This is a genomic window from Pectobacterium sp. A5351, from assembly GCF_028335745.1.
In the GTDB taxonomy this organism is placed as follows: Bacteria; Pseudomonadota; Gammaproteobacteria; order Enterobacterales; family Enterobacteriaceae; genus Pectobacterium.
Map to the genome: position 1 here is coordinate 4312925 of NZ_CP116477.1, position 21592 is coordinate 4334516.

Annotated in this window: 18 protein-coding genes, 1 tRNA gene and 3 rRNA genes; 4 read left to right on the forward strand and 18 right to left on the reverse strand. The window is 50.1% G+C overall.

The window, feature by feature from the left end:
- Positions 1–44: 44 nt before the first annotated feature.
- Positions 45–167, forward strand: coding sequence for a YshB family small membrane protein (locus O1Q74_RS19835; RefSeq protein WP_015842303.1), 123 nt, complete (start codon positions 45–47; stop codon positions 165–167).
- A gap of 53 nt (positions 168–220) precedes the next feature.
- Here O1Q74_RS19835 and O1Q74_RS19840 read toward each other — a convergent pair whose 3' ends face one another.
- The 4 genes from O1Q74_RS19840 to yihI form a co-directional block, all read right to left on the reverse strand.
- Positions 221–469 carry a hypothetical protein gene (locus O1Q74_RS19840; RefSeq protein ID WP_271875214.1) on the reverse strand — a complete coding sequence of 83 codons (249 nt, stop codon included), beginning with the start codon at positions 467–469 and terminating at the stop codon, positions 221–223.
- A gap of 74 nt (positions 470–543) precedes the next feature.
- Positions 544–1917 carry an oxygen-independent coproporphyrinogen III oxidase gene (gene hemN, locus O1Q74_RS19845; RefSeq protein ID WP_271875216.1) on the reverse strand — a complete coding sequence of 458 codons (1374 nt, stop codon included), beginning with the start codon at positions 1915–1917 and terminating at the stop codon, positions 544–546.
- Positions 1918–2062: 145 nt separating this feature from the next.
- Positions 2063–2233 (reverse strand): hypothetical protein, encoded by a 171-nt coding sequence (locus tag O1Q74_RS19850; RefSeq protein WP_271875218.1) that lies wholly within the window; start codon positions 2231–2233, stop codon positions 2063–2065.
- A gap of 3 nt (positions 2234–2236) precedes the next feature.
- Positions 2237–2791 (reverse strand): Der GTPase-activating protein YihI, encoded by a 555-nt coding sequence (yihI, locus tag O1Q74_RS19855; RefSeq protein ID WP_271875219.1) that lies wholly within the window; start codon positions 2789–2791, stop codon positions 2237–2239.
- 176 nt (positions 2792–2967) lie between these two features.
- On the opposite strand from yihI, the gene yihA reads away from it, so the two are divergent.
- Positions 2968–3603, forward strand: a complete 636-nt coding sequence (gene yihA / locus O1Q74_RS19860) for a ribosome biogenesis GTP-binding protein YihA/YsxC (protein WP_015842306.1) — start codon at positions 2968–2970, stop codon at positions 3601–3603.
- A gap of 221 nt (positions 3604–3824) precedes the next feature.
- Here yihA and O1Q74_RS20430 read toward each other — a convergent pair whose 3' ends face one another.
- From O1Q74_RS20430 to O1Q74_RS19880, 5 genes are all read right to left on the reverse strand, one after another.
- Positions 3825–3872, reverse strand: a complete 48-nt coding sequence (locus O1Q74_RS20430) for a spot 42 RNA, inhibition of DNA synthesis (RefSeq protein WP_071892919.1) — start codon at positions 3870–3872, stop codon at positions 3825–3827.
- A 162-nt stretch (positions 3873–4034) separates the two neighbouring features.
- On the reverse strand, positions 4035–6824 hold the full coding sequence (polA, locus tag O1Q74_RS19865; RefSeq protein ID WP_271875222.1) for a DNA polymerase I: 2790 nt from the start codon (positions 6822–6824) through the stop codon (positions 4035–4037).
- Between the two features lie 378 nt (positions 6825–7202).
- The gene (gene dsbA, locus O1Q74_RS19870) at positions 7203–7826 is read right to left on the reverse strand and encodes a thiol:disulfide interchange protein DsbA (RefSeq protein WP_271875224.1); all 624 of its coding nucleotides are present in this window, start codon (positions 7824–7826) and stop codon (positions 7203–7205) included.
- Positions 7827–7850: 24 nt separating this feature from the next.
- Positions 7851–8837: a serine/threonine protein kinase gene (locus O1Q74_RS19875; protein ID WP_271875226.1), complete on the reverse strand. Its 987-nt coding sequence runs from the start codon at positions 8835–8837 to the stop codon at positions 7851–7853.
- A gap of 78 nt (positions 8838–8915) precedes the next feature.
- Positions 8916–9185, reverse strand: coding sequence for a YihD family protein (locus O1Q74_RS19880; RefSeq protein ID WP_005968263.1), 270 nt, complete (start codon positions 9183–9185; stop codon positions 8916–8918).
- Positions 9186–9398: 213 nt separating this feature from the next.
- Between O1Q74_RS19880 and mobA the strand changes: the two genes are divergently transcribed.
- Positions 9399–9977 carry a molybdenum cofactor guanylyltransferase MobA gene (gene mobA / locus O1Q74_RS19885; protein ID WP_271875231.1) on the forward strand — a complete coding sequence of 193 codons (579 nt, stop codon included), beginning with the start codon at positions 9399–9401 and terminating at the stop codon, positions 9975–9977.
- A complete protein-coding gene (mobB, locus tag O1Q74_RS19890) occupies positions 9967–10488 on the forward strand; it encodes a molybdopterin-guanine dinucleotide biosynthesis protein MobB (protein WP_271875233.1) in 522 nt (173 codons plus the stop codon). Before mobA ends, mobB begins: the two co-directional genes overlap by 11 nt.
- 159 nt (positions 10489–10647) lie before the next feature.
- Here mobB and rrf read toward each other — a convergent pair.
- The 9 genes from rrf to rbsA form a co-directional block, all read right to left on the reverse strand.
- Positions 10648–10763, reverse strand: a 5S ribosomal RNA gene (rrf, locus tag O1Q74_RS19895).
- Between the two features lie 137 nt (positions 10764–10900).
- A 23S ribosomal RNA gene (locus tag O1Q74_RS19900) occupies positions 10901–13807 on the reverse strand.
- A gap of 251 nt (positions 13808–14058) precedes the next feature.
- Positions 14059–14134, reverse strand: a tRNA-Glu gene (locus tag O1Q74_RS19905).
- Between the two features lie 86 nt (positions 14135–14220).
- Positions 14221–15762 (reverse strand): 16S ribosomal RNA (locus O1Q74_RS19910).
- Together the 16S, 23S and 5S rRNA genes with 1 tRNA gene alongside form the textbook arrangement of a ribosomal RNA operon.
- A gap of 428 nt (positions 15763–16190) precedes the next feature.
- Positions 16191–17186, reverse strand: a complete 996-nt coding sequence (gene rbsR, locus O1Q74_RS19915) for a ribose operon transcriptional repressor RbsR (RefSeq protein ID WP_271875235.1) — start codon at positions 17184–17186, stop codon at positions 16191–16193.
- Positions 17187–17189: 3 nt separating this feature from the next.
- The gene (gene rbsK, locus O1Q74_RS19920; protein WP_271875237.1) at positions 17190–18116 is read right to left on the reverse strand and encodes a ribokinase; all 927 of its coding nucleotides are present in this window, start codon (positions 18114–18116) and stop codon (positions 17190–17192) included.
- A 74-nt stretch (positions 18117–18190) separates the two neighbouring features.
- The gene (gene rbsB, locus O1Q74_RS19925; RefSeq protein ID WP_271875239.1) at positions 18191–19078 is read right to left on the reverse strand and encodes a ribose ABC transporter substrate-binding protein RbsB; all 888 of its coding nucleotides are present in this window, start codon (positions 19076–19078) and stop codon (positions 18191–18193) included.
- Positions 19079–19103: 25 nt separating this feature from the next.
- Positions 19104–20072: a ribose ABC transporter permease gene (gene rbsC / locus O1Q74_RS19930; protein WP_015842315.1), complete on the reverse strand. Its 969-nt coding sequence runs from the start codon at positions 20070–20072 to the stop codon at positions 19104–19106.
- A 7-nt stretch (positions 20073–20079) separates the two neighbouring features.
- On the reverse strand, positions 20080–21585 hold the full coding sequence (gene rbsA, locus O1Q74_RS19935; RefSeq protein ID WP_271875241.1) for a ribose ABC transporter ATP-binding protein RbsA: 1506 nt from the start codon (positions 21583–21585) through the stop codon (positions 20080–20082).
- Positions 21586–21592: the final 7 nt, after the last annotated feature.

Consider the following 21592-nt stretch of genomic DNA (forward strand, 5'->3'; position numbering starts at 1 on the left):
TCGAGTCAGCAGTATGATCGTGTCGCTGATTCGGGAGGAACACCATGCTGGATTCATTGATTTCCGTTGCAACACATGGCGCTGAAATTGGCTCCGCGGCAAGCCATTCGCCGCAGGCTGCTATTGCCGCCGTTTTGTGTGCTGCACTGATTAACTTCTTTAGTTGATCCAATAAGCGTTCAAGAATAGCCAGTCGATGTTTGCACCGACTGGCTGTTTTTTATTTACGTTTTTCGGCGTCCGCATAGGCTGGCATATCAGCCACTTTCAGGTCAGGATGCATCGCTTCAATTTCTTTAATCAGCTTATCGAATACGTCCACAATCCCATTACCTACAATGCCACGAAATTTCTTGTGCTCGTCTTCAGGCACTTTGCCCTGTAATGCCTTAACCTCGTTATACATGAGGTTAGCGAGGCTAAGTGCCTTATCCCTATATTCTCTGGCAATCTCTTTATCTGAAAACATGCGATCTCCTTGTCATTAAAGCCTTTTCTCCTCCCGGAATAGCCACATATCTCCAGTAAGGCGCTTTCAGGAAGCTAAATCACGCGGGAAAACTGCTGCGTTCTGAGCTTGCTACGCAGATAGACGTCAAAGCACATACAGATATTGCGGATCAGCAAACGTCCTTTCGGCGTCACCACCAGTCCATCTTCCTGACTCTCCACCAACCCATCAGCCACCAGCGGAGCCAGCAACGCTAAATCCTGCTCAAAGTAGGTTTTAAAATCGATCGCATATTCTGCTTCAATCGGCGCATAGCTAAGCTGGAAATTACAAATGAGCGTCTTAATCACATCGCGGCGAAGGCAGTCGTCACGCGTCAATTGTAGCCCGCGCCACAGGGCATTTCCTTTATCTTTGACCTGCGCATAATACTGCTTCAGTTCCTTCTGGTTCTGGGCATAACTATCACCGATCATACTAATCGCTGACACTCCCATCCCAAGTAGATCGCTATCGCCCTGCGTCGTATAGCCCTGGAAATTGCGATGCAGCTTCCCTTCGCGCTGCGCCACCGCCAATTCATCGTCCGGGCGAGCAAAGTGATCCATACCGATAAACTGGTAGCCCGATTGCGTCAGTGACCCAATCGTCTGTTGCAGAATATCCAGCTTTTGCTCCGCGCTCGGTAAATCCGCTTCTTTAATCTTGCGCTGTGCCGCGAACAGGCTCGGTAAATGCGCATAGTTAAAGACGCTAAGCCGATGCGGACTTAATTCCGCAACGCGCTGTAGCGTAAAGGCAAAGCTTTCCGGCGTTTGCTTCGGCAGGCCATAAATCAAATCGATATTGGTTGAGGTAAAACCCAGCGCCTTTGCCCGCTCAATAAGGGCAAAAATAAAATCTTCATCCTGCTCACGATTGACCAACTTCTGAACGTCTTTATTAAAATCCTGAACGCCCATACTCAGGCGGTTAAACCCTTCAGCGCGCAAATGATCGAGGACGTCCAGCTCAATTTCTCGTGGATCGACTTCAAGCGACAGCTCAGCCTGCTCGGAAAAAGAGAACAGCTCACGCAGCAGTGACATCAGTCGGCTGATTTGTGCTTTATTCAGGTAGGTTGGCGTACCGCCGCCCCAATGCAATTGCGTCACCGTTCGTCCGGTGAATAGCGGCGCACGCTGGCGAATTTCCTGCTCCAGCACATCAAGATACTCATCCGCTTTATGCTGCTGCCGCGTAACCAATTTATTGCAGCCGCAGAAATAGCACAGCCGATGGCAAAAAGGGATATGGATGTACAGCGACAGCGGTCGCTGGGGATAACGGGCGATGGCCTGCTGAAACGCCGGATCATCGTAAGCTTCACTGAATTCTAACGCTGTGGGATAAGACGTATAACGCGGCCCGGAATAGTTATATTTTTGAATCAGGGCCAGATCCCAGTCAACGGACGGTATCAACATATTCGCTCACTCCTTCCAGTTTTTACTCGGTGGGTTATCCTTCCCCTCCTTTAGATCGCCGACAATGGCGTTCAAAAACGCTCCCGGCGTTTTGTTACTCGTCTCATCCCTGAGACTCGCCCTAAGGGCCGTCACCTTGTGACGTTCAAAAACGCTCCCGGCGTTTTTGTCTTGGGCGTCGCGCATGATTCATACGCCCGTTAAACAGGGCGCGATGCAAACGGTGCTTACGCTTCGACAATAGCCATAGTTTACTGAACAGACAGAGCAGATAAAACGCAACCAGCAATATCAGGAACAGAAACAGCCATTTCATTGATTAGAACGCGTCTTTCGGGTTATTACGTTTCAAAAGCTGCAACATATCTTCCTGCTGCTCTTCTTCATCATCATCGCCCAGCTCAATGCCAAGCTCTTCCATCAGGATATCAATGCGATCCAGCGTTTCATCAACCCATGACTGATCTTTGGCGCTCAGCGTTTCACCGCTATCCAGACGATCCAACAAGGCATCCAGACGTGAATCGTTTTCTAACATTTCCAGCTCTTCTTCCGGTGACATTTTCGGCTTGGCAGCAACGACTTTCTCCACAGGAGCAGAAGGCTTCGACTTAGGCTTCGATTTCTCGATGGCGCTGTCTAACACGCCAAGCTGTACAGGTTTTTTACTACCAATACGTGGATCGGCGACTTTACGCTGACCAGAACGCTGATCGGTGGACGCTTTTTCCTGAGTTCGGCTGCCCGCCGCGTGACCGCGATGCTTTTTATCTTTCTTACGCTCACGCGCTTCGCGCTCTAACTCTTCGCGAGTCTTTCTTTTTACTTTGGGTTTTCCTGCCTTATCGGCAACCCCTTTGACAGGTCGGTTCATAATGTTGTTCTCAGGTACACAGATATAAGGGAAGTGCGGCGGAATCTAGCAGAAAGCCCAAGAATAAAAAAGCGTCCACATCAGACGACTGAGCTTTGAGGCAGATAAACCCGCCTTTATTGTCAGTTACAGGTATAATCCCCAACCAGACAGAGATCCAGATAGAGATAACCATCGTGACCCAGCAATATAACTACCACATGACGCGTTTTATCATCAGCGCCCCGGATATTCGCCATCTGGCAACAGATAGCGGTATTGAAGTGGCCTTTGCTGGGCGCTCTAACGCCGGAAAATCCAGCGCGCTAAACACGCTGACCAATCAGAAGAACCTGGCACGAACCAGTAAAACGCCGGGCCGTACCCAGTTGATCAACCTGTTCGAGGTGACCGACGGCGTGCGTTTGGTCGATCTCCCCGGCTATGGCTATGCCGAAGTGCCCGAGCAAATGAAGATCAAATGGCAGCGTGCGCTCGGTGAATATCTGCAAAAGCGTAACAGCCTGAAGGGGCTGGTTGTGCTAATGGATATCCGCCATCCGCTGAAAGATCTCGATCAGCAAATGATTCAGTGGGCAGTCGATGTCGAGCTTCCAGTCTTAGTGCTGCTGACCAAAGCCGATAAGCTGGCCTCTGGCGCACGCAAGGCACAGTTGAATATGGTTCGCGAGGCTGTCTTGCCATTTATGGGTGATATTCAGGTCGAAGCGTTTTCATCACTGAAAAAACTCGGTGTCGATAAGCTACGGCAGAAATTGGATAATTGGTTCAGCACGCTGGAACACGCTGAAGAAGAACAAGAAGCAGAATAATTCTTTCGCGTGGTGCAGAGTATCATCGCTCGCATCACGCCCCACTTTCCCGCAATGATCGCCCACCAGAGACGTTATTTTCACCCTCGAAACCGCCTGACACCTTGCTGCTAGCAACGTAGCTACCACTGTGTTAAGTGGTAAAAATGTTTTGAGGGCAAAAAACCTGGATAAGCTCCATAAAAAACGCCCCGCTCAAAACTGAGCGGGGCGGCTAATATTCAGCCAAATCCGATTACGTGAAGTAAAAGGTCTGAAAGATAGAACATCTTACCTCTGTACCCTACGTCTTTAACTCTACCCTATTTTTTCACGGGAACAAAGGATTTTTTGTTGTTTACTTTCATAGAAAATGGTTATCGATTACACAAAGTTAAACCAGGTCACACAATACTGTTATTTAATTACAGAAATAGCACAAGAATCGGCCATTAATGTGCTTCATCCCAGTTCATGCCCGAACCAATGTCAACCTGCAACGGAACATTCAATTCCATACAGCCTTCCATTAATGCTTTGATTTTACTAATGGATTCCTCAATAACTGAATCATGGATCTCGAAAACCAGCTCATCGTGAACCTGCATGATCATTTTCACCTGCGGCGCGTCTTTCTGTAGCCAATCGTCAATCGCGATCATCGCTTTCTTAATAATGTCAGCAGCAGTGCCCTGCATCGGGGCGTTAATCGCCGCACGCTCTGCACCTTTACGCGCCATCGCATTACGAGAATGGATATCTGGCAGGTAGAGACGACGACCATCCAATGTGGACACATAGCCATGTTCCGCGGCCTGTTGGCGCGTTCGCTCCATGTAATCCTGCACACCCGGGTAACGTTCAAAATACAGGTTCATGTATTTCTGCGATTCGCTACGGGGAATATTCAACTGACGCGACAGACCAAACGCGCTCATGCCGTAGATCAAACCAAAGTTGATCGCTTTCGCACTGCGACGCTGTTCTGATGTCACCTTATCCAGCGCAGTGCCAAACACTTCTGACGCCGTTGCTCGGTGGATATCTAGCCCGTTCGCAAACGCGTTCAACAGCCCTTTATCACCAGATAAGTGCGCCATGATACGCAGTTCGATTTGCGAGTAGTCCGCCGCCACAATGCTGTAGCCCTTCGGCGCAATAAATGCCTGACGAATACGGCGCCCTTCGTCATTACGCACCGGTATATTTTGCAGGTTCGGATCGCTGGAAGACAAACGCCCGGTCGCAGTAACGGCCTGGTGATAAGACGTATGCACACGCTTTGTCGCCGGATTGATCATCAGCGGTAGCTTATCGGTGTAAGTAGATTTCAGCTTGGCCAACCCACGATATTCCAGGATCAGCTTCGGCAGAGGGTAATCCAGCGCCAGTTCAGCCAGCACTTCTTCATTGGTTGACGGCGCGCCTTTTGGCGTTTTCTTCAGAACCGGCAGCTTTTGCTTTTCATACAGAATGCCCTGTAGCTGCTTGGTCGATGAGAGATTGAACTCTTCGCCCGCCAGCTCATACGCTTGTGTTTCCAGCTCTGCCAGACGGGTTGTTAGCTCTTTTGAGTGTTCCGCCAGAATCGCAGGATCGATCAGCACGCCTGTACGCTCGATGCGGGATAAAACTGGCACCAGCGGCATATCGATAGTCTGGAAGACCTGACACAGGTCGGCATGCGGCTGCAGTTTCCCCCACAGCTTCTGATGCAGATGCAGCGTGACGTCCGCATCCTCGGCTGCATAAGGCCCAGCCTGTTCCAGTGCGATCTGATTAAACGTCAGCTGATTTTTCCCCTTACCCGCGATCTCTTCAAAGGTAATGGTTTTGTGGTTCAGATAGCGTTCGGCCAGACTATCCATATCGTGGCGGCCCGCCACGCTGTCGAGCACGTAGGATTCCAACATGGTATCAAACGCGATACCGCGTAAATCGATGTCGTACCGCTGCATCACACCTTTATCAAATTTGAGATTCTGACCAACCTTAAACAGCTTCTCATCTTCCAGCAGCGGTTTGAACAAAGCCAACACCTTGTCGCGATCCAGCTGTTCCGGTGCATCCAGATAGTCATGTGCCAACGGCAAATAAGCCGCTTCACCCGGTTTAATCGCAAATGATAGACCAATCAGGTTAGCAGTAAGCGTATCCAGCCCGTCGGTTTCCGTATCAAAAGCGAAAACCTCAGCCTGTTTTAAACGTTCAACCCAATCGAGCAGCGTTTTCTCATCAAGAATCGTGACATAACCGTCGGCAGAAAGCGTAGGGGCGTTATCTTCTTCAACGACCTGCTCAACCACCGCCTTGCTCACAGCCTGAACAGGCTGGCTGCTGTTTTTCCCTTCCAGCCAGGTACCTGATTCAACATCTGATAGCCAGCGTTTGAATTCATAACGGGAAAAAAGACGATGCAGCTCATCCACATCCAACTCGTTAACAGTGAGCTGATCGCAACTGAGTTCCAACTCAACATCCGTTTTAATGGTGGCAAGCTGATAAGAGAGGTAGGCCACGTCTTTATGCTGCTCCAGCTTCGGCGCCATGGTTTTCGCACCACGGAAAGAAAGCTCGGCAATTTTATCCAGATTGGCATACAGCGAATCCAGCCCACCAAGACCTTGCAATAGCGCCTGCGCCGTTTTTTCACCCACGCCGGGTACGCCGGGAATGTTATCCGACGCATCTCCCATCAGCGCAAGGAAATCGATAATCAGCTCTGGAGGAATACCGTATTTATCACACACTTCCTGTGGGCCAAGAATGCTGTTATTCATGGTATTAATGAGCGTCACACTTGGCGTCACCAGCTGTGCCATATCTTTATCGCCGGTACTGATCAGCACTGGCTTACCTGCTTTTTCCGCCTGAACAGCGAGCGTGCCGATCACATCATCCGCTTCTACGCCAGAAACCGCCAAAAGCGGCAGTCCCATCGCTTTCACCATCTGATGCAGAGGTTCTATCTGTTCGCGCAGATCCTCCGGCATAGGTGGGCGATGAGCCTTATAGTTTTCGAACAGCTCATCGCGAAACGTTTTCCCTTTCGCATCAAAAACAACGGCAACGTGGCTGGGCTGATATTGCAGCAGCAAACTGCGTAGCATATTCAGTACGCCATACATTGCACCGGTTGCTTCTCCCGCGCTGTTTGTTAACGGTGGAAAGGCGTGATAAGCACGATACAAATAGGATGAACCGTCTACCAGTATTAAGGGGTTTTCTGCAATCTGAGCCATAGCCTGCCGTGATCGTTGTTGTCTGTCATGGCGCTAAGCATGCCATAGGTCAGGGAAAGAGACGATCCTTAACGTAAGATATTGGCTAATTTTGCATAGATCCTCGCAAGATCTTCCTGTGGATAACTTTGTGAATAATTTTATCCACTTAATTATTAATTTCCTCTGTTATCTCGAGGAGTTTTTTTATATTCATTAATTTCATGAAGTTATAATATAAAGTGTTTATTTTTAAGGCACAGTAAACCGTCATCCAATTTGTGGATATAAACAAAAATATAAATAGCCATTGGGGATTAGGGTGATATAAAGATAAGAAGGATGAACAGCGGGAAGGTATAAAGTCATGCGGCTTTACCCGCATGACTTATTAAATGATTACTTCTTGGTAATGAGGAATTTCACTACGTCAGCGTACTGTTTTACATATCCATCCATTGAACTGGTATCAAGACCATCATTCTTGATCATATATTTACCGTTAACGAACATGGCTGGAACGCCGCGTAATTGTAAATCTGCAGCCGCTTTTTCCTGCTGGGCAACCAGAGATTTCACAACAAAGCTATTCAGAGCACCATCAAACTCTTCCGCACTCACGCCAGCTTTAACAAAGACTTCACGAATATCTTCAGGCTTTTGTACGGTCTGTGTTTTCTGAACGGCATCAAACATCAGCGGGGTAATTTTATCTTCTACGCCCAGCGCCATGGCCACAGCCCAGGCCTGAGTCAGATTTTTACCTAATGGGCCCAGGAAGCCCACGTGATAACGTGTCATCTTCGTCCCTTCTGGCAGTGCTTTTTTTACTGCATCTGGAACATGGTAAACCTGTTCAAATTGATAGCAGTGCGGGCAATAGAACGAGAAGAACTCGAGAACCTGAGGTTCTTGCGTCGCAGGTTTATCTAACTCTACATATTGTTTGCCGTCAGAAAACTCTGCGGCAGAAGCACTAAATGCCAGAACGACGCCAATCAGCGCAAGCCATAATCTTTTCATAAATTTCACTCTCTCCATTTAATTTCAGTACATTGGCATTAGCTGCAGAGGAGGTTCCTGTAACAGCTGAGTTTGCCCAATAAATATTGCCGTTTGCTTCAACCAAAAATCAGCATCCGTCATCCAGGGGAAATTTTTCGGAAAAGCAGGGTCTTCCCAGCGACGAGCCACCCAAGCTAAATAATAAATCTGCCGCATCGCACGAAGCGGCTCAATCAGTGCGAGCTCTTTCTCCTGAAATTCCGCAAATTCGCTATAGGCTTCTAACAAGATATCCAGTTGAATACGTTGTTCACGACGGTCACCGTGCAACAACATCCATAAATCCTGTATTGCCGGGCCATTGCGGGCATCATCCAAATCTACAAATAGCGGGCCATCTCGCCACAGAATATTTCCTGGGTGACAATCTCCATGCAGACGCAGTGGTCGCCAGTCGTTATGCCAATAATTTCCAACTGTATCAATCAGTTGACGGGTCGCTTGTAAAAAATCATGTCGATGTATTTTCGGTATTAGCGGACATGTCTCCAACAGCCGATAAGGTTCATGCAGATATTCATTTACCCCCATCGTTGGACGTTCGGTAAATAACGATTTCTGCCCCGTCTGATGAATCCTTCCGAGAAAACGGCCGACCCACTCTAGCTGGTCTTCATTATCCATTTCATACTGCCGACCACCTACGCTAGGGAATACGGCAAAATGGAATCCTTCGTAGACGTTCAGAGTCTGACCATTAAGCAAAATGGGCGCGACAATAGGGACTTCATCTTCTGCCAACTGCTGGGCAAAAATATGCTCTTCCTGAATCTGCGCCGCGCTCCACCGTTCCGGGCGATAAAATTTCACCACGAAGCGTTTACGATCTTCATCCGCAAACTGATACACCCGATTTTCATAGCTGTTTAACGCCGTCAGGCCAGAATCAACACGCAGCCCAACATCCAGCAAGGCATCCACGATCAGAGCAGGGAACAGCGTCTGGAAATTAAATACCGAACTATTCATCACAGCCACAACGGGTCAGAGACAACATAAAAGATACGCGTGCAATAGTTAGCATCATGAACGTGTTATTCCTTTCCACTAGTCTTTAATTACTCCCCGGGCACGAAGCAAAGCGGTCTTGAAGTCCTCTTCATAGTCTTTCTTCAAACCGGGAATGACTTGTTCTTTATCTGCATCACGCATTTTTAGATGGTAAATAAGGATATCATCAGTCAGTTCATTTAACTGCCCCTCGAACCCCGCCTCCTGTGCAAGGTTTTGTAAAAATTGCACCAGATTTAAATCGGGTTCTTTTTGCCAGGCTGGGTGCAGTAGTTCAATCAGCTCATTAACGCGATGACATTTCATTTTTTTCTCCTTAAAAACGATTTGTACTCAATAAATTTCAATATGCAGGAAGCCGCTTGAGCGATATTGAGCATATAGTGATAAAAATAACAGCCTTGCGCACATGAGGAAAGAACTTGGTCTTCTGCGAAAGTTTTCAGAGAATAGTACAGGGTTTATCCCTCAGAAACGTTCAGAACAGAGGAAAGTGGGTATAGATAATTGGGAAGTAAAATGATTACAGGGGTTATTCTCGCAGGCGGACGGGCAACGCGTATGGGCGGACACGATAAGGGTCTGGTAGCACTAAACGGTGAGCCGCTATATCTACACGTTCTCTCTCGGCTTAAAGCGCAGGTCGATGAGGTTATTATCAGTGCCAACCGCAATCAGGCTGTGTATGCGCAAAGTGGATGCCGCATTATTAGCGATACTGATACGAGTTTTTTAGGCCCGCTGGCGGGCATTCTAAGTGGATTACATGCCGCCACGTCCGAGTGGGTGGTGTTCGTCCCCTGCGATGTCCCTGCTTTCCCCCTCGATCTGGTACATCGCTTGTGGCAAAAACGGGGGGAAGAGAATGCGGCTTATGCCACTGACGGAGAGCGTCCACATCCCACATTACTCTTAATTAATAAAAATCTTATTGAACCACTAGAGACCTATCTACATCTCGGAAATCGTAAGTTGATGCTATTTATGGAACAGGTTGGAGCAAAAGCCATTTCATTTAACGATCAGCCTGAGGCGTTTCACAATCTGAACTCACCTGAAGATTTATCTAATTGGGAGGATCAACGCAGTGGATTCTAATCATCCCCCTTTACTAACTATCGCCGCTTATAGCGGTACAGGTAAGACAACGTTACTTAAACACGTCATTCCTCTGCTGATTAATCATGGAGTTAGAGTCGGGTTAATTAAGCATACGCACCACCAAATGGACATTGATACACCAGGCAAAGACAGCTATGAATTGCGTAAAGCTGGCGCAGCACAAACCATCGTTGCCAGCAATCAAAGGTGGGCATTAATGACGGAGACCCCAGAGCAGGAAGAGCCAAATATTTACGATCTGGTAGAGAAAATGGATGCCTCGACTCTCGACCTGGTGCTGGTTGAGGGCTTTAAACACGAGAAGATTGCTAAAATAGCCCTATTTCGCCAATCGTTAGGCAGAGAATTAAGTGATTTGATCGATGAATATGTTATCGCTATTGCGGCAGATACCGAGATACGCACCATACTTCCGGTGCTTGATATCAATCAGCCTGAGCAAGTTGCTGATTTTATTCACCAATGGCTTAAAAATAACCGTCTGTAGTTCGGAGTAGGTCGCCGTTTACATTATCATTGGCTGATAGCGTCGATCTTCCACCACGGGATAGAGATTCATGATGGGTCTTCCTGACGGTGTTGCCTTCCCCAACACGCACACAGCAAAAAGCCCCTGTCTTTCGACAGGGGCCTTCCACTATTTGATGCCTGGCAGTTCCCTACTCTCACATGGGGAAGCCCCACACTACCATCGGCGCTACGGCGTTTCACTTCTGAGTTCGGCATGGGGTCAGGTGGGACCACCGCGCTATCGCCGCCAGGCAAATTCTGTTTCATTCCAACCGTTGTACTTCACTCACTTTCGTGTGTTTGTGTACAACCATCAGAACCAATCTTCGAACAAGCTAAATATCAAAACACTTCTCTATGAGTCAACCACAAAACACCTTCGGTGTTGTAAGGTTAAGCCTCCCGGGTCATTAGTACTGGTTAGCTCAACGTATCGCTACGCTTACACACCCAGCCTATCTACGTCGTCGTCTTCAACGGCCCTTCAGGGACATCAAGTGTCCAGGGAAGACTCATCTCGAGGCAAGTTTCCCGCTTAGATGCTTTCAGCGGTTATCTCTTCCGCACTTAGCTACCGGGCAATGCAATTGGCATCACAACCCGTACACCAGTGGTGCGTTCACTCCGGTCCTCTCGTACTAGGAGCAACCCCTCTCAATCTTCCAACGCCCACGGCAGATAGGGACCGAACTGTCTCACGACGTTCTAAACCCAGCTCGCGTACCACTTTAAATGGCGAACAGCCATACCCTTGGGACCTACTTCAGCCCCAGGATGTGATGAGCCGACATCGAGGTGCCAAACACCGCCGTCGATATGAACTCTTGGGCGGTATCAGCCTGTTATCCCCGGAGTACCTTTTATCCGTTGAGCGATGGCCCTTCCATTCAGAACCACCGGATCACTAAGACCTGCTTTCGCACCTGCTCGAGCTGTCACTCTCGCAGTCAAGCTAGCTTATGCCTTTGCACTAACCTCCTGATGTCCGACCAGGATTAGCTAACCTTCGTGCTCCTCCGTTACGCTTTGGGAGGAGACCGCCCCAGTCAAACTACCCACCAGACACTGTCCGCAACCCGGATTACGGGCCCACGTTAGAACATCAAACATTAAAGGGTGGTATTTCAAGGTCGGCTCCACGCAGACTGGCGTCCACGCTTCAAAGCCTCCCACCTATCCTACACATCAAGGCTCAAGGTTCAGTGTCAAGCTATAGTAAAGGTTCACGGGGTCTTTCCGTCTTGCCGCGGGTACACTGCATCTTCACAGCGAGTTCAATTTCACTGAGTCTCGGGTGGAGACAGCCTGGCCATCATTACGCCATTCGTGCAGGTCGGAACTTACCCGACAAGGAATTTCGCTACCTTAGGACCGTTATAGTTACGGCCGCCGTTTACCGGGGCTTCGATCAAGAGCTTCGCCTTGCGGCTGACCCCATCAATTAACCTTCCGGCACCGGGCAGGCGTCACACCGTATACGTCCACTTTCGTGTTTGCACAGTGCTGTGTTTTTATTAAACAGTTGCAGCCAGCTGGTATCTTCGACTGGTCTCAGCTCCATCCGCGAGGGACTTCACCTTACACCAGCGTGCCTTCTCCCGAAGTTACGGCACCATTTTGCCTAGTTCCTTCACCCGAGTTCTCTCAAGCGCCTGAGTATTCTCTACCTGACCACCTGTGTCGGTTTGGGGTACGATTCGGTGTTACCTGGAGCTTAGAGGCTTTTCCTGGAAGCGTAGCATCAGTTACTTCATCACCGTAGTGACTCGTCATCACGCCTCAGTGTTAATGATGACCCGGATTTACCAAAGTCACCCACCTTCACGCTTAAACCGGGACAACCGTCGCCCGGATAACCTAGCTTTCTCCGTCCCCCCTTCGCAGTAACACCCAGTACAGGAATATTAACCTGTTTCCCATCGACTACGCTTTTCAGCCTCGCCTTAGGGGTCGACTCACCCTGCCCCGATTAACGTTGGACAGGAACCCTTGGTCTTCCGGCGTGCGGGTTTTTCACCCGCATTATCGTTACTTATGTCAGCATTCGCACTTCTGATACCTCCAGCACCCCTCACAGGACACCTTCGCAGGCTTACAGAACGCTCCCCTACCCAACAACACCTGAGTGTCGCTGCCGCAGCTTCGGTGCATGGTTTAGCCCCGTTACATCTTCCGCGCAGGCCGACTCGACCAGTGAGCTATTACGCTTTCTTTAAATGATGGCTGCTTCTAAGCCAACATCCTGGCTGTCTGTGCCTTCCCACATCGTTTCCCACTTAACCATGACTTTGGGACCTTAGCTGGCGGTCTGGGTTGTTTCCCTCTTCACGACGAACGTTAGCACCCGCCGTGTGTCTCCCGTGATAACATTCTTCGGTATTCGTAGTTTGCATCGGGTTGGTAAGTCGGGATGACCCCCTAGCCGAAACAGTGCTCTACCCCCGAAGATGAATTCACGAGGCGCTACCTAAATAGCTTTCGGGGAGAACCAGCTATCTCCCGGTTTGATTGGCCTTTCACCCCCAGCCACAAGTCATCCGCTAATTTTTCAACATTAGTCGGTTCGGTCCTCCAGTTAGTGTTACCCAACCTTCAACCTGCCCATGGCTAGATCACCGGGTTTCGGGTCTATACCCTGCAACTTAACGCCCAGTTAAGACTCGGTTTCCCTGCGGCTCCCCTATTCGGTTAACCTTGCTACAGAATATAAGTCGCTGACCCATTATACAAAAGGTACGCAGTCACCTAACAAGTAGGCTCCCACTGCTTGTACGTACACGGTTTCAGGTTCTATTTCACTCCCCTCGCCGGGGTTCTTTTCGCCTTTCCCTCACGGTACTGGTTCACTATCGGTCAGTCAGGAGTATTTAGCCTTGGAGGATGGTCCCCCCATATTCAGACAGGATGTCACGTGTCCCGCCCTACTCATCGAACTCACAACTTGTGCATTTTTGTGTACGGGACTATCACCCTTTACTGTGCGACTTTCCAGACGCTTCCACTCACACACAAACTGATTCAGGTTCTGGGCTCCTCCCCGTTCGCTCGCCGCTACTGGGGGAATCTCGGTTGATTTCTTTTCCTCGGGGTACTGAGATGTTTCAGTTCCCCCGGTTCGCCTCATGACACTATGGATTCATGTCATGATAGTGTGTCGAAACACACTGGGTTTCCCCATTCGGGTATCGTCGGGTATAACGCTTCATATCAGCTTACCGACGCTTATCGCAGATTAGCACGCCCTTCATCGCCTCTGACTGCCTAGGCATCCACCGTGTACGCTTAGTCGCTTAACCTCACAACCCGAAGGTGTCTTGAAGACACATTCGCGCTGCGATTATTTGAGAGACTCATTGACAGACTGATTCATCACAACTCACCCGAAGGCAGTCATGCATGTTCAGCTGTCATGTTTCAATTTTCAGCTTGTTCCAGATTGTTAAAGAGCAATATCTTAAACCCTGACTATTACTAATCAGTTTTAAGATATGAGGTAAGTAGTTGACTTACTGAAGACCCCCGCTTTCACCGGAATGGTCGGATGCGCTGGCGTCCCCTAGGGGATTCGAACCCCTGTTACCGCCGTGAAAGGGCGGTGTCCTAGGCCTCTAGACGAAGGGGACACGACACCGTACTTTGTTGACGCTTTTGCTCATTATTTTCATCAGACAATCTGTGTGAGCACTTCACTCAACGCACATCTTCTTGGTAAGGAGGTGATCCAACCGCAGGTTCCCCTACGGTTACCTTGTTACGACTTCACCCCAGTCATGAATCACAAAGTGGTAAGCGCCCTCCCGAAGGTTAAGCTACCTACTTCTTTTGCAACCCACTCCCATGGTGTGACGGGCGGTGTGTACAAGGCCCGGGAACGTATTCACCGTAGCATTCTGATCTACGATTACTAGCGATTCCGACTTCATGGAGTCGAGTTGCAGACTCCAATCCGGACTACGACGTACTTTATGAGGTCCGCTTGCTCTCGCGAGGTCGCTTCTCTTTGTATACGCCATTGTAGCACGTGTGTAGCCCTACTCGTAAGGGCCATGATGACTTGACGTCATCCCCACCTTCCTCCAGTTTATCACTGGCAGTCTCCTTTGAGTTCCCGGCCTAACCGCTGGCAACAAAGGATAAGGGTTGCGCTCGTTGCGGGACTTAACCCAACATTTCACAACACGAGCTGACGACAGCCATGCAGCACCTGTCTCACAGTTCCCGAAGGCACTAAGGTATCTCTACCGAATTCTGTGGATGTCAAGAGTAGGTAAGGTTCTTCGCGTTGCATCGAATTAAACCACATGCTCCACCGCTTGTGCGGGCCCCCGTCAATTCATTTGAGTTTTAACCTTGCGGCCGTACTCCCCAGGCGGTCGATTTAACGCGTTAGCTCCGGAAGCCACGCCTCAAGGGCACAACCTCCAAATCGACATCGTTTACAGCGTGGACTACCAGGGTATCTAATCCTGTTTGCTCCCCACGCTTTCGCACCTGAGCGTCAGTCTTTGTCCAGGGGGCCGCCTTCGCCACCGGTATTCCTCCAGATCTCTACGCATTTCACCGCTACACCTGGAATTCTACCCCCCTCTACAAGACTCTAGCTTGCCAGTTTCAAATGCAGTTCCCAAGTTAAGCTCGGGGATTTCACATCTGACTTAACAAACCGCCTGCGTGCGCTTTACGCCCAGTCATTCCGATTAACGCTTGCACCCTCCGTATTACCGCGGCTGCTGGCACGGAGTTAGCCGGTGCTTCTTCTGCGGGTAACGTCAATCGATGAGGTTATTAACCTCACCGCCTTCCTCCCCGCTGAAAGTGCTTTACAACCCGAAGGCCTTCTTCACACACGCGGCATGGCTGCATCAGGCTTGCGCCCATTGTGCAATATTCCCCACTGCTGCCTCCCGTAGGAGTCTGGACCGTGTCTCAGTTCCAGTGTGGCTGGTCATCCTCTCAGACCAGCTAGGGATCGTCGCCTAGGTGAGCCATTACCTCACCTACCAGCTAATCCCATCTGGGCACATCTGATGGCGCGAGGCCCGAAGGTCCCCCGCTTTGGTCCGAAGACGTTATGCGGTATTAGCTACCGTTTCCAGTAGTTATCCCCCTCCATCAGGCAGTTTCCCAGACATTACTCACCCGTCCGCCGCTCGTCACCCAAGGAGCAAGCTCCTCTGTGCTACCGCCCGACTTGCATGTGTTAGGCCTGCCGCCAGCGTTCAATCTGAGCCATGATCAAACTCTTCAATTTAAGATTTGTTTGATTTGCTGAACTCGTCAGCGATGCTCAAAGAATTAAAACTGTTTATTCGTAATGAATTTACTGTTGTTCACTCTTCAAGACTTTTTATATCGTTAAGATACGGTCTTGTGAGTGCCCACACAGATTGTCTGATTAAATTGTTAAAGAGCGGTGCCACAATCTCTCGTGGCGCGGGTCGCATATACTATGCTAATCCGCTTTAAAGTCAAGTCATTGCTGACTGCTTTATGAAATCTTTTTCCTGTCATCACAACTGCGTTTGCGCTGTTGCCGTGTCAGTGGAGGCGCATTATAGGGACTTCTCGCCGCCTGACAAGCGCTAAATGCAAAAAAATTATCGAGTGGGGATTTTTTCAGCAAAGCGCATTAAAAGACGCCGTTATGCCGGATTTTTCGCCGCTAATTGGGAGAAAATCTCACCGTACAGACTGACGCACCATTAATTCCGGCGTCAGCACCAATACATTCGGTTCGGTATTGGGATGCTCCAGACGATACAAGAGTGTATCAACCGCCAGTTCGCCAAGTTCATCTTTGGGTTGATGAACCGTTGTAAGAGGTGGGGACATATAGCGAGCCAGTTCAATATCATCGTAACCCACAACCGCCATGTCTTGAGGAATCGAAAGCCCTGCCTGATAAAGCGCATGGTACACACCAACAGCCATCGCATCATTACTGGTGAACACGGCTTCTGGCTTATCTTCCAGCGCTAATAACTGCTGCATAGCGCGATAACCCGTTTCAAATTCAAAATCGCCGAAAATTTCATAATCAGCGGGAACGGGTAGACCAGCGAGCTGCATCGCCTGCCGATAACCTTCTAGTCGGTTATAGGCTGTCGTTTTATCTTTCGGCCCCGCAATGCAGGCTATCTTTTTATAACCGCGCGAGATGAGGTAATTCGTTGCGATCTCGCCACCGAGCAGAGAATTATCTTTAATGACATCTATGACGCCTTCAAAGGGTGCCCAATCCATCATGACCATAGGAATAGAAGGATAACGGCTCATCATTTCGGGCAAAGGGCGATGGCTTTCGGTGCACATCAGCAATACGCCATCGACCCGCTTTTGCAGCAGCGTTTCAAGACTATGGCTCATTCTGTCGCGATCGCCTTCGGTGTTGCACAGAATCAGGCTATAGCCACGCTCATAGCAACAACGCTCAACACCACGTACCACTTCAGCATAAAACGGGTTATTACTGGCTGTGAGCAACATGCCGATGGTGCGGGTCTGGTTTATCTTCAGACTTCTGGCCAGCGCCGACGGCGCATAGTTGAGATCCTCAACGGCCTTCATCACTTTTTCGCGAATGGCATCACTGACAAAGCGATTGTTATTAATGACGTGAGATACGGTAGAAGTAGAAACGCCCGCAAGACGGGCGACATCTTTCATGGTGGCCAAAGATCACCCCTGGGTTTGCAAAAATGCGTCGATCTCTTCACGCCATGGGACAGAGGGCTGAGCACCTCGGCGAGTCACCGCTATCGCCGCTGCCGCATGGGCAAATTTTACTGCGGAGGACATCGGTTTATTTTCCAGCAACGCGGTAACGAGCGCGCCATTGAACGTATCCCCTGCGGCGATAGTATCCACGGCTTTTACACGATACCCCGGAATACGCTGCCCCTGACCATTTTCACTTAGCCATACACCACGACTACCCAATGTGATGAGAACCGTTTCAATGCCTTTATCGTGCAGAACCTGTGCTGCGCGAGCCGCATCTTCTTCCGTCTCAACAGTCATTCCCGTCAGGAACTGCGCTTCGGTTTCATTCGGCGTGATCATATCGACCAGCGACAATAACTCATCAGGCAATTCACGCGCAGGAGCGGGGTTAAGAATCACTTTCGTCTGGTGTTCATGCGCCAGTTTGGCTGCCGCGATGACCGTTTCCAGAGGCGACTCAAGCTGCATAAGCAACGCCGAGGCATCAATGATGTGCTGCTGATGACGACGGAGATAATCAGGCGTCACGGCCGCATTCGCGCCGGCGTTAATCGCGATCATGTTCTCAGCGTCGGCGTTAACAAAAATCAGCGCAACGCCAGTTGTTTCCCCGGAGATAGCCTCAACGGAGGAAACATCAATATTGTCTTTGGATAGCTGCTGGCAAATACGGGCACCAATATCATCGTCTCCGACGCAGGCAATAAAGGCGATATCTGCACCGCTTCGGCCAGCGGCAACGGCCTGATTGGCACCTTTCCCACCGAAAGCAACGCTATATTGCTCACCGATCACCGTTTCACCCGGGCGGGGAAATTGCTCAAGATTGAGAATATGGTCAGCATTAATACTGCCCAGCACCACCAGCTTACCCGTTTTCATTATGTCGAATCCCGCTACTACGTTAATAATGCGCCACCACAAACGGGTGGCGCGAGCCCTGCTTTATTCTTTAATTATTTTGCTACCAGCTTCAGGTCAACCGGAATGATGGCCTGCGTTTTTTCGCCTTTCAGCACTTTCGCCGCCGTCTCGATGCCGATCACACCGATCTGATCGGGACGCTGAGCAACAGTCGCAGCCAGCTTGCCTGACTCAACGGCCTTCACGCCATCCTGCGTACCGTCAAAACCGACGACCAGAATATCAGTCTTACCTGCGGTTTGCAGCGCACGCAGTGCGCCCAATGCCATTTCATCGTTCTGAGCAAATACCGCCTGAACGTCAGGGTGCGCGGTCAGCAGGTTCTGCATCACGTTCAGCCCTTTAGTACGATCGAAGTCGGCCGGTTGGCTGGCCAGCATCGCGAATTTATTTTTCTCAGCAGATTTCATGAAGCCTGCACCACGCTCGCGCGCGGCAGACGTTCCGGCGATCCCTTCCAACTGAATCACTTTAGCGCCTTCACCCAGTTTCTTGGCAATGAAGTCACCAGCAACTTTACCACCGAAGGCGTTATCAGAAGCGACGTGGCTTACAACTTCACCACTGCTGGCAACGCGGTCCAGTGTAATAACAGGGATCTTGGCCTGATTGGCCATTTTGATCGCATTACCGACCGCATCAGAATCGGTCGGGTTGATCAGCAGAACTTTGGTTCCACGCACCGTCAAGTCCTGAACGTTAGCCAGTTCTTTTGCGGGGTTATTCTGGGAATCCAGCACAATCAGCTCGTAACCCAGTTTGTCAGCTTCTTTCTGCGCACCCTCTTTCATTGAAACAAAGAACGGGTTATTCAGCGTAGAAACCACCAGAGCAACCGTATCTTTGGCCAAGGCATTAGCACTGACAGTCGCGCTCAGCGCAACAGCGGAAACCAGAGTAGCCAGCTTTTTCATATTCATAACTCAATTCCTGTGTGAATGAAGGTTATTTACTGCTTTTGTTATCTACCAGAACCGCCAGCAAGATGACGACTGCTTTAACGATCATTTGGTAGTAAGAAGAAACACCTAATAAATTCAGTCCGTTGTTGAGGAAACCAAGGATAAGTGCGCCGATCAGCGTGCCAACGATACGCCCTTTTCCTCCAGCCAGACTGGTGCCACCCAATACTACAGCCGCGATGGCATCCAGTTCATACCCTGTCCCCGCCGTAGGCTGTGCAGAGGACAAACGTGCGACTTCGATAATTCCCGCCAGGGCAGACAGCAGCCCACACAGGGAATAGACAATAATCTTGATTTTATCAACGCTGATACCGGACAAACGAGTAGCAGACTCATTGCCGCCCAGCGCATAGATATAGCGTCCCAACCGCGTATGGTGCAGCATGTACCAGGCCGCTGCGAACACGATAGCCATGATCCAGATTGGCGTCGGAATCCCCAGCGGACGGCCGATACCGAACCAGCCAAACGCATCCGCCACGTCGGAAAAGCCGGTATTAATCGGGCTGCCGTTGGTATAGACCATCGTCACACCGCGCAGCAGCAACATCATGACCAGCGTAGCGATAAACGCCTGCACTTTACCTTTGGAGACAATGACGCCGGTGCCCGCACCAATCAGCGCCCCCAGCGCCAGCGCGCCAAACACGGCCACCAGCGCATTGACTTCCAGCCCGACGATGGAAGCTGCAACAGCCCCTGTCAGCGCCAGCAGCGACCCCACTGACAAATCGATCCCCGAGGTCAAAATAACCAGCGTCATGCCGACGGCCATAATGGCGTTCACTGACGTCTGCTGAAGAATATTGAACAGGTTGTTCAGGGTGAAAAAGTTAGGGCTCATGGCGGAAACAATCGCAATAAGGATCAGGAGCGCGATCAGTGATTTCTGCTCCAGTAACCACTCTTTGCTGAACCAGCGTTTTGCCGCGATAGATTGAGAACTCATGTCTGACTTACTCCTGCTTTGCGCCGTATTGCTTACCAACGGCCGCAGCCATCAGTACTTCCTGGGTTGCTTGCTCAATCGGGAAATCACCGCTCAAGCGCCCTTCATGCATCACAATGATGCGATCGCTCATTCCCAAGACTTCGGGCATTTCGGATGACACCAAGATGATACTCAGCCCTTCTTCTTTGAATTGATTGATTAACTGATAAATTTCTTTCTTCGCCCCGACATCGACACCACGCGTCGGTTCATCGAGGATCAGAACATTCGGACGCGTCATCAAACCGCGGGCTATCGCCACTTTCTGCTGATTACCGCCGGAAAGCAGGCCGATAGGCTGCTCCATTGATGGCGTTTTAACGTTGAACAGACGAATAAAGTCGGCAACCGTCAATTGCTCTTCGGCATGTTTCAGACGACCGCCCGCATGGCTGAAATAGCGCAGTGCGGTTAACGACATGTTTTCTTTTACCGACATGCCCAACACCAAGCCATCACGCTTACGGTCTTCCGAGATGTAAACAATGCCGTTCGCCAAACCATCCTGCGGTTTTCGGGTTACCACGTCGCGGCCATCAAGCGTCACATTGCCGCCGGTACGCGGCAGTGCGCCGTAAAGAATCTTCATCAACTCGGTACGACCCGCGCCCATCAGCCCTGCAACACCCAGGATTTCACCTTTCCGCACCGTAAAGCTGACGCTATCGACGCCCGGCCCGGACAGGTTTTGCACCTTAAGGCGGACCTCTCCTGGCACTTTACTCGAACGTGGGTACTGATCTTCCAGCTTGCGGCCCACCATCATTTCAATCAGCGTATCTTCCTGTAAATCACTAACCGGACGCTCGCCGATAAACTGACCATCGCGGAACACAGTAATGTCATCGCAAATTTCAAAGATTTCTTTCAGACGGTGGGAAATATAGACAATGCCGCATCCTTGAGATTGCAGCTCTTTGATCACGCTGAATAGCGAAGCGGTTTCGGTATCCGTCAGGGCATCGGTAGGTTCATCCATGATGATGACTTTCGATTCAAAGCTCAGCACCTTGGCAATTTCCACCATTTGCTGATCGCCAATCGATAAATCCCCGACCATACGACGGCTATCGTAGCGCAGATTAAGGCGCTTCAGCAGCTTGTCGGCTTCCGCATACATCTTATTCCAGTCGAGACGGCCGAAACGGTTGGTAAATTCACGCCCGAGAAAGATATTCTCGGCAATCGTAAGCTGGGGAATCAGGTTAAGTTCCTGATGGATGATACCGATACCTGCTTCCTGGGACGCTTTTGGCCCGTTGAAATCCACCTCCTGCCCCAGAAAATGGATGCTACCCGCATCTTTACGGTAGATCCCGGTCAGGACTTTCATCATGGTGGACTTGCCCGCACCGTTCTCGCCCACCAGCGCCATCACTTTCCCCGGATAGACGTTGAGCGCCGCACCGGACAGCGCTTTAACGCCGGGAAAAGATTTCGTGATGCCTTGCAGTTGCAGTAAAGGTTGCATGGATGCC

Bases quoted from the DNA above. Each gene is read 5' to 3' on its own strand.
- O1Q74_RS19835 (WP_015842303.1), top strand. From the start codon at position 45: ATGCTGGATTCATTGATTTCCGTTGCAACACATGGCGCTGAAATTGGC.
- O1Q74_RS19840 (WP_271875214.1), bottom strand. From the start codon at position 469: ATGTTTTCAGATAAAGAGATTGCCAGAGAATATAGGGATAAGGCACTT.
- hemN (WP_271875216.1), bottom strand. From the start codon at position 1,917: ATGTTGATACCGTCCGTTGACTGGGATCTGGCCCTGATTCAAAAATAT.
- O1Q74_RS19850 (WP_271875218.1), bottom strand. From the start codon at position 2,233: ATGAAATGGCTGTTTCTGTTCCTGATATTGCTGGTTGCGTTTTATCTG.
- yihI (WP_271875219.1), bottom strand. From the start codon at position 2,791: ATGAACCGACCTGTCAAAGGGGTTGCCGATAAGGCAGGAAAACCCAAA.
- polA (WP_271875222.1), bottom strand. From the start codon at position 6,824: ATGGCTCAGATTGCAGAAAACCCCTTAATACTGGTAGACGGTTCATCC.
- dsbA (WP_271875224.1), bottom strand. From the start codon at position 7,826: ATGAAAAGATTATGGCTTGCGCTGATTGGCGTCGTTCTGGCATTTAGT.
- O1Q74_RS19875 (WP_271875226.1), bottom strand. From the start codon at position 8,837: ATGAATAGTTCGGTATTTAATTTCCAGACGCTGTTCCCTGCTCTGATC.
- O1Q74_RS19880 (WP_005968263.1), bottom strand. From the start codon at position 9,185: ATGAAATGTCATCGCGTTAATGAGCTGATTGAACTACTGCACCCAGCC.
- mobA (WP_271875231.1), top strand. From the start codon at position 9,399: ATGATTACAGGGGTTATTCTCGCAGGCGGACGGGCAACGCGTATGGGC.
- rbsK (WP_271875237.1), bottom strand. From the start codon at position 18,116: ATGAAAACGGGTAAGCTGGTGGTGCTGGGCAGTATTAATGCTGACCAT.
- rbsB (WP_271875239.1), bottom strand. From the start codon at position 19,078: ATGAATATGAAAAAGCTGGCTACTCTGGTTTCCGCTGTTGCGCTGAGC.
- rbsC (WP_015842315.1), bottom strand. From the start codon at position 20,072: ATGAGTTCTCAATCTATCGCGGCAAAACGCTGGTTCAGCAAAGAGTGG.
- rbsA (WP_271875241.1), bottom strand. From the start codon at position 21,585: ATGCAACCTTTACTGCAACTGCAAGGCATCACGAAATCTTTTCCCGGC.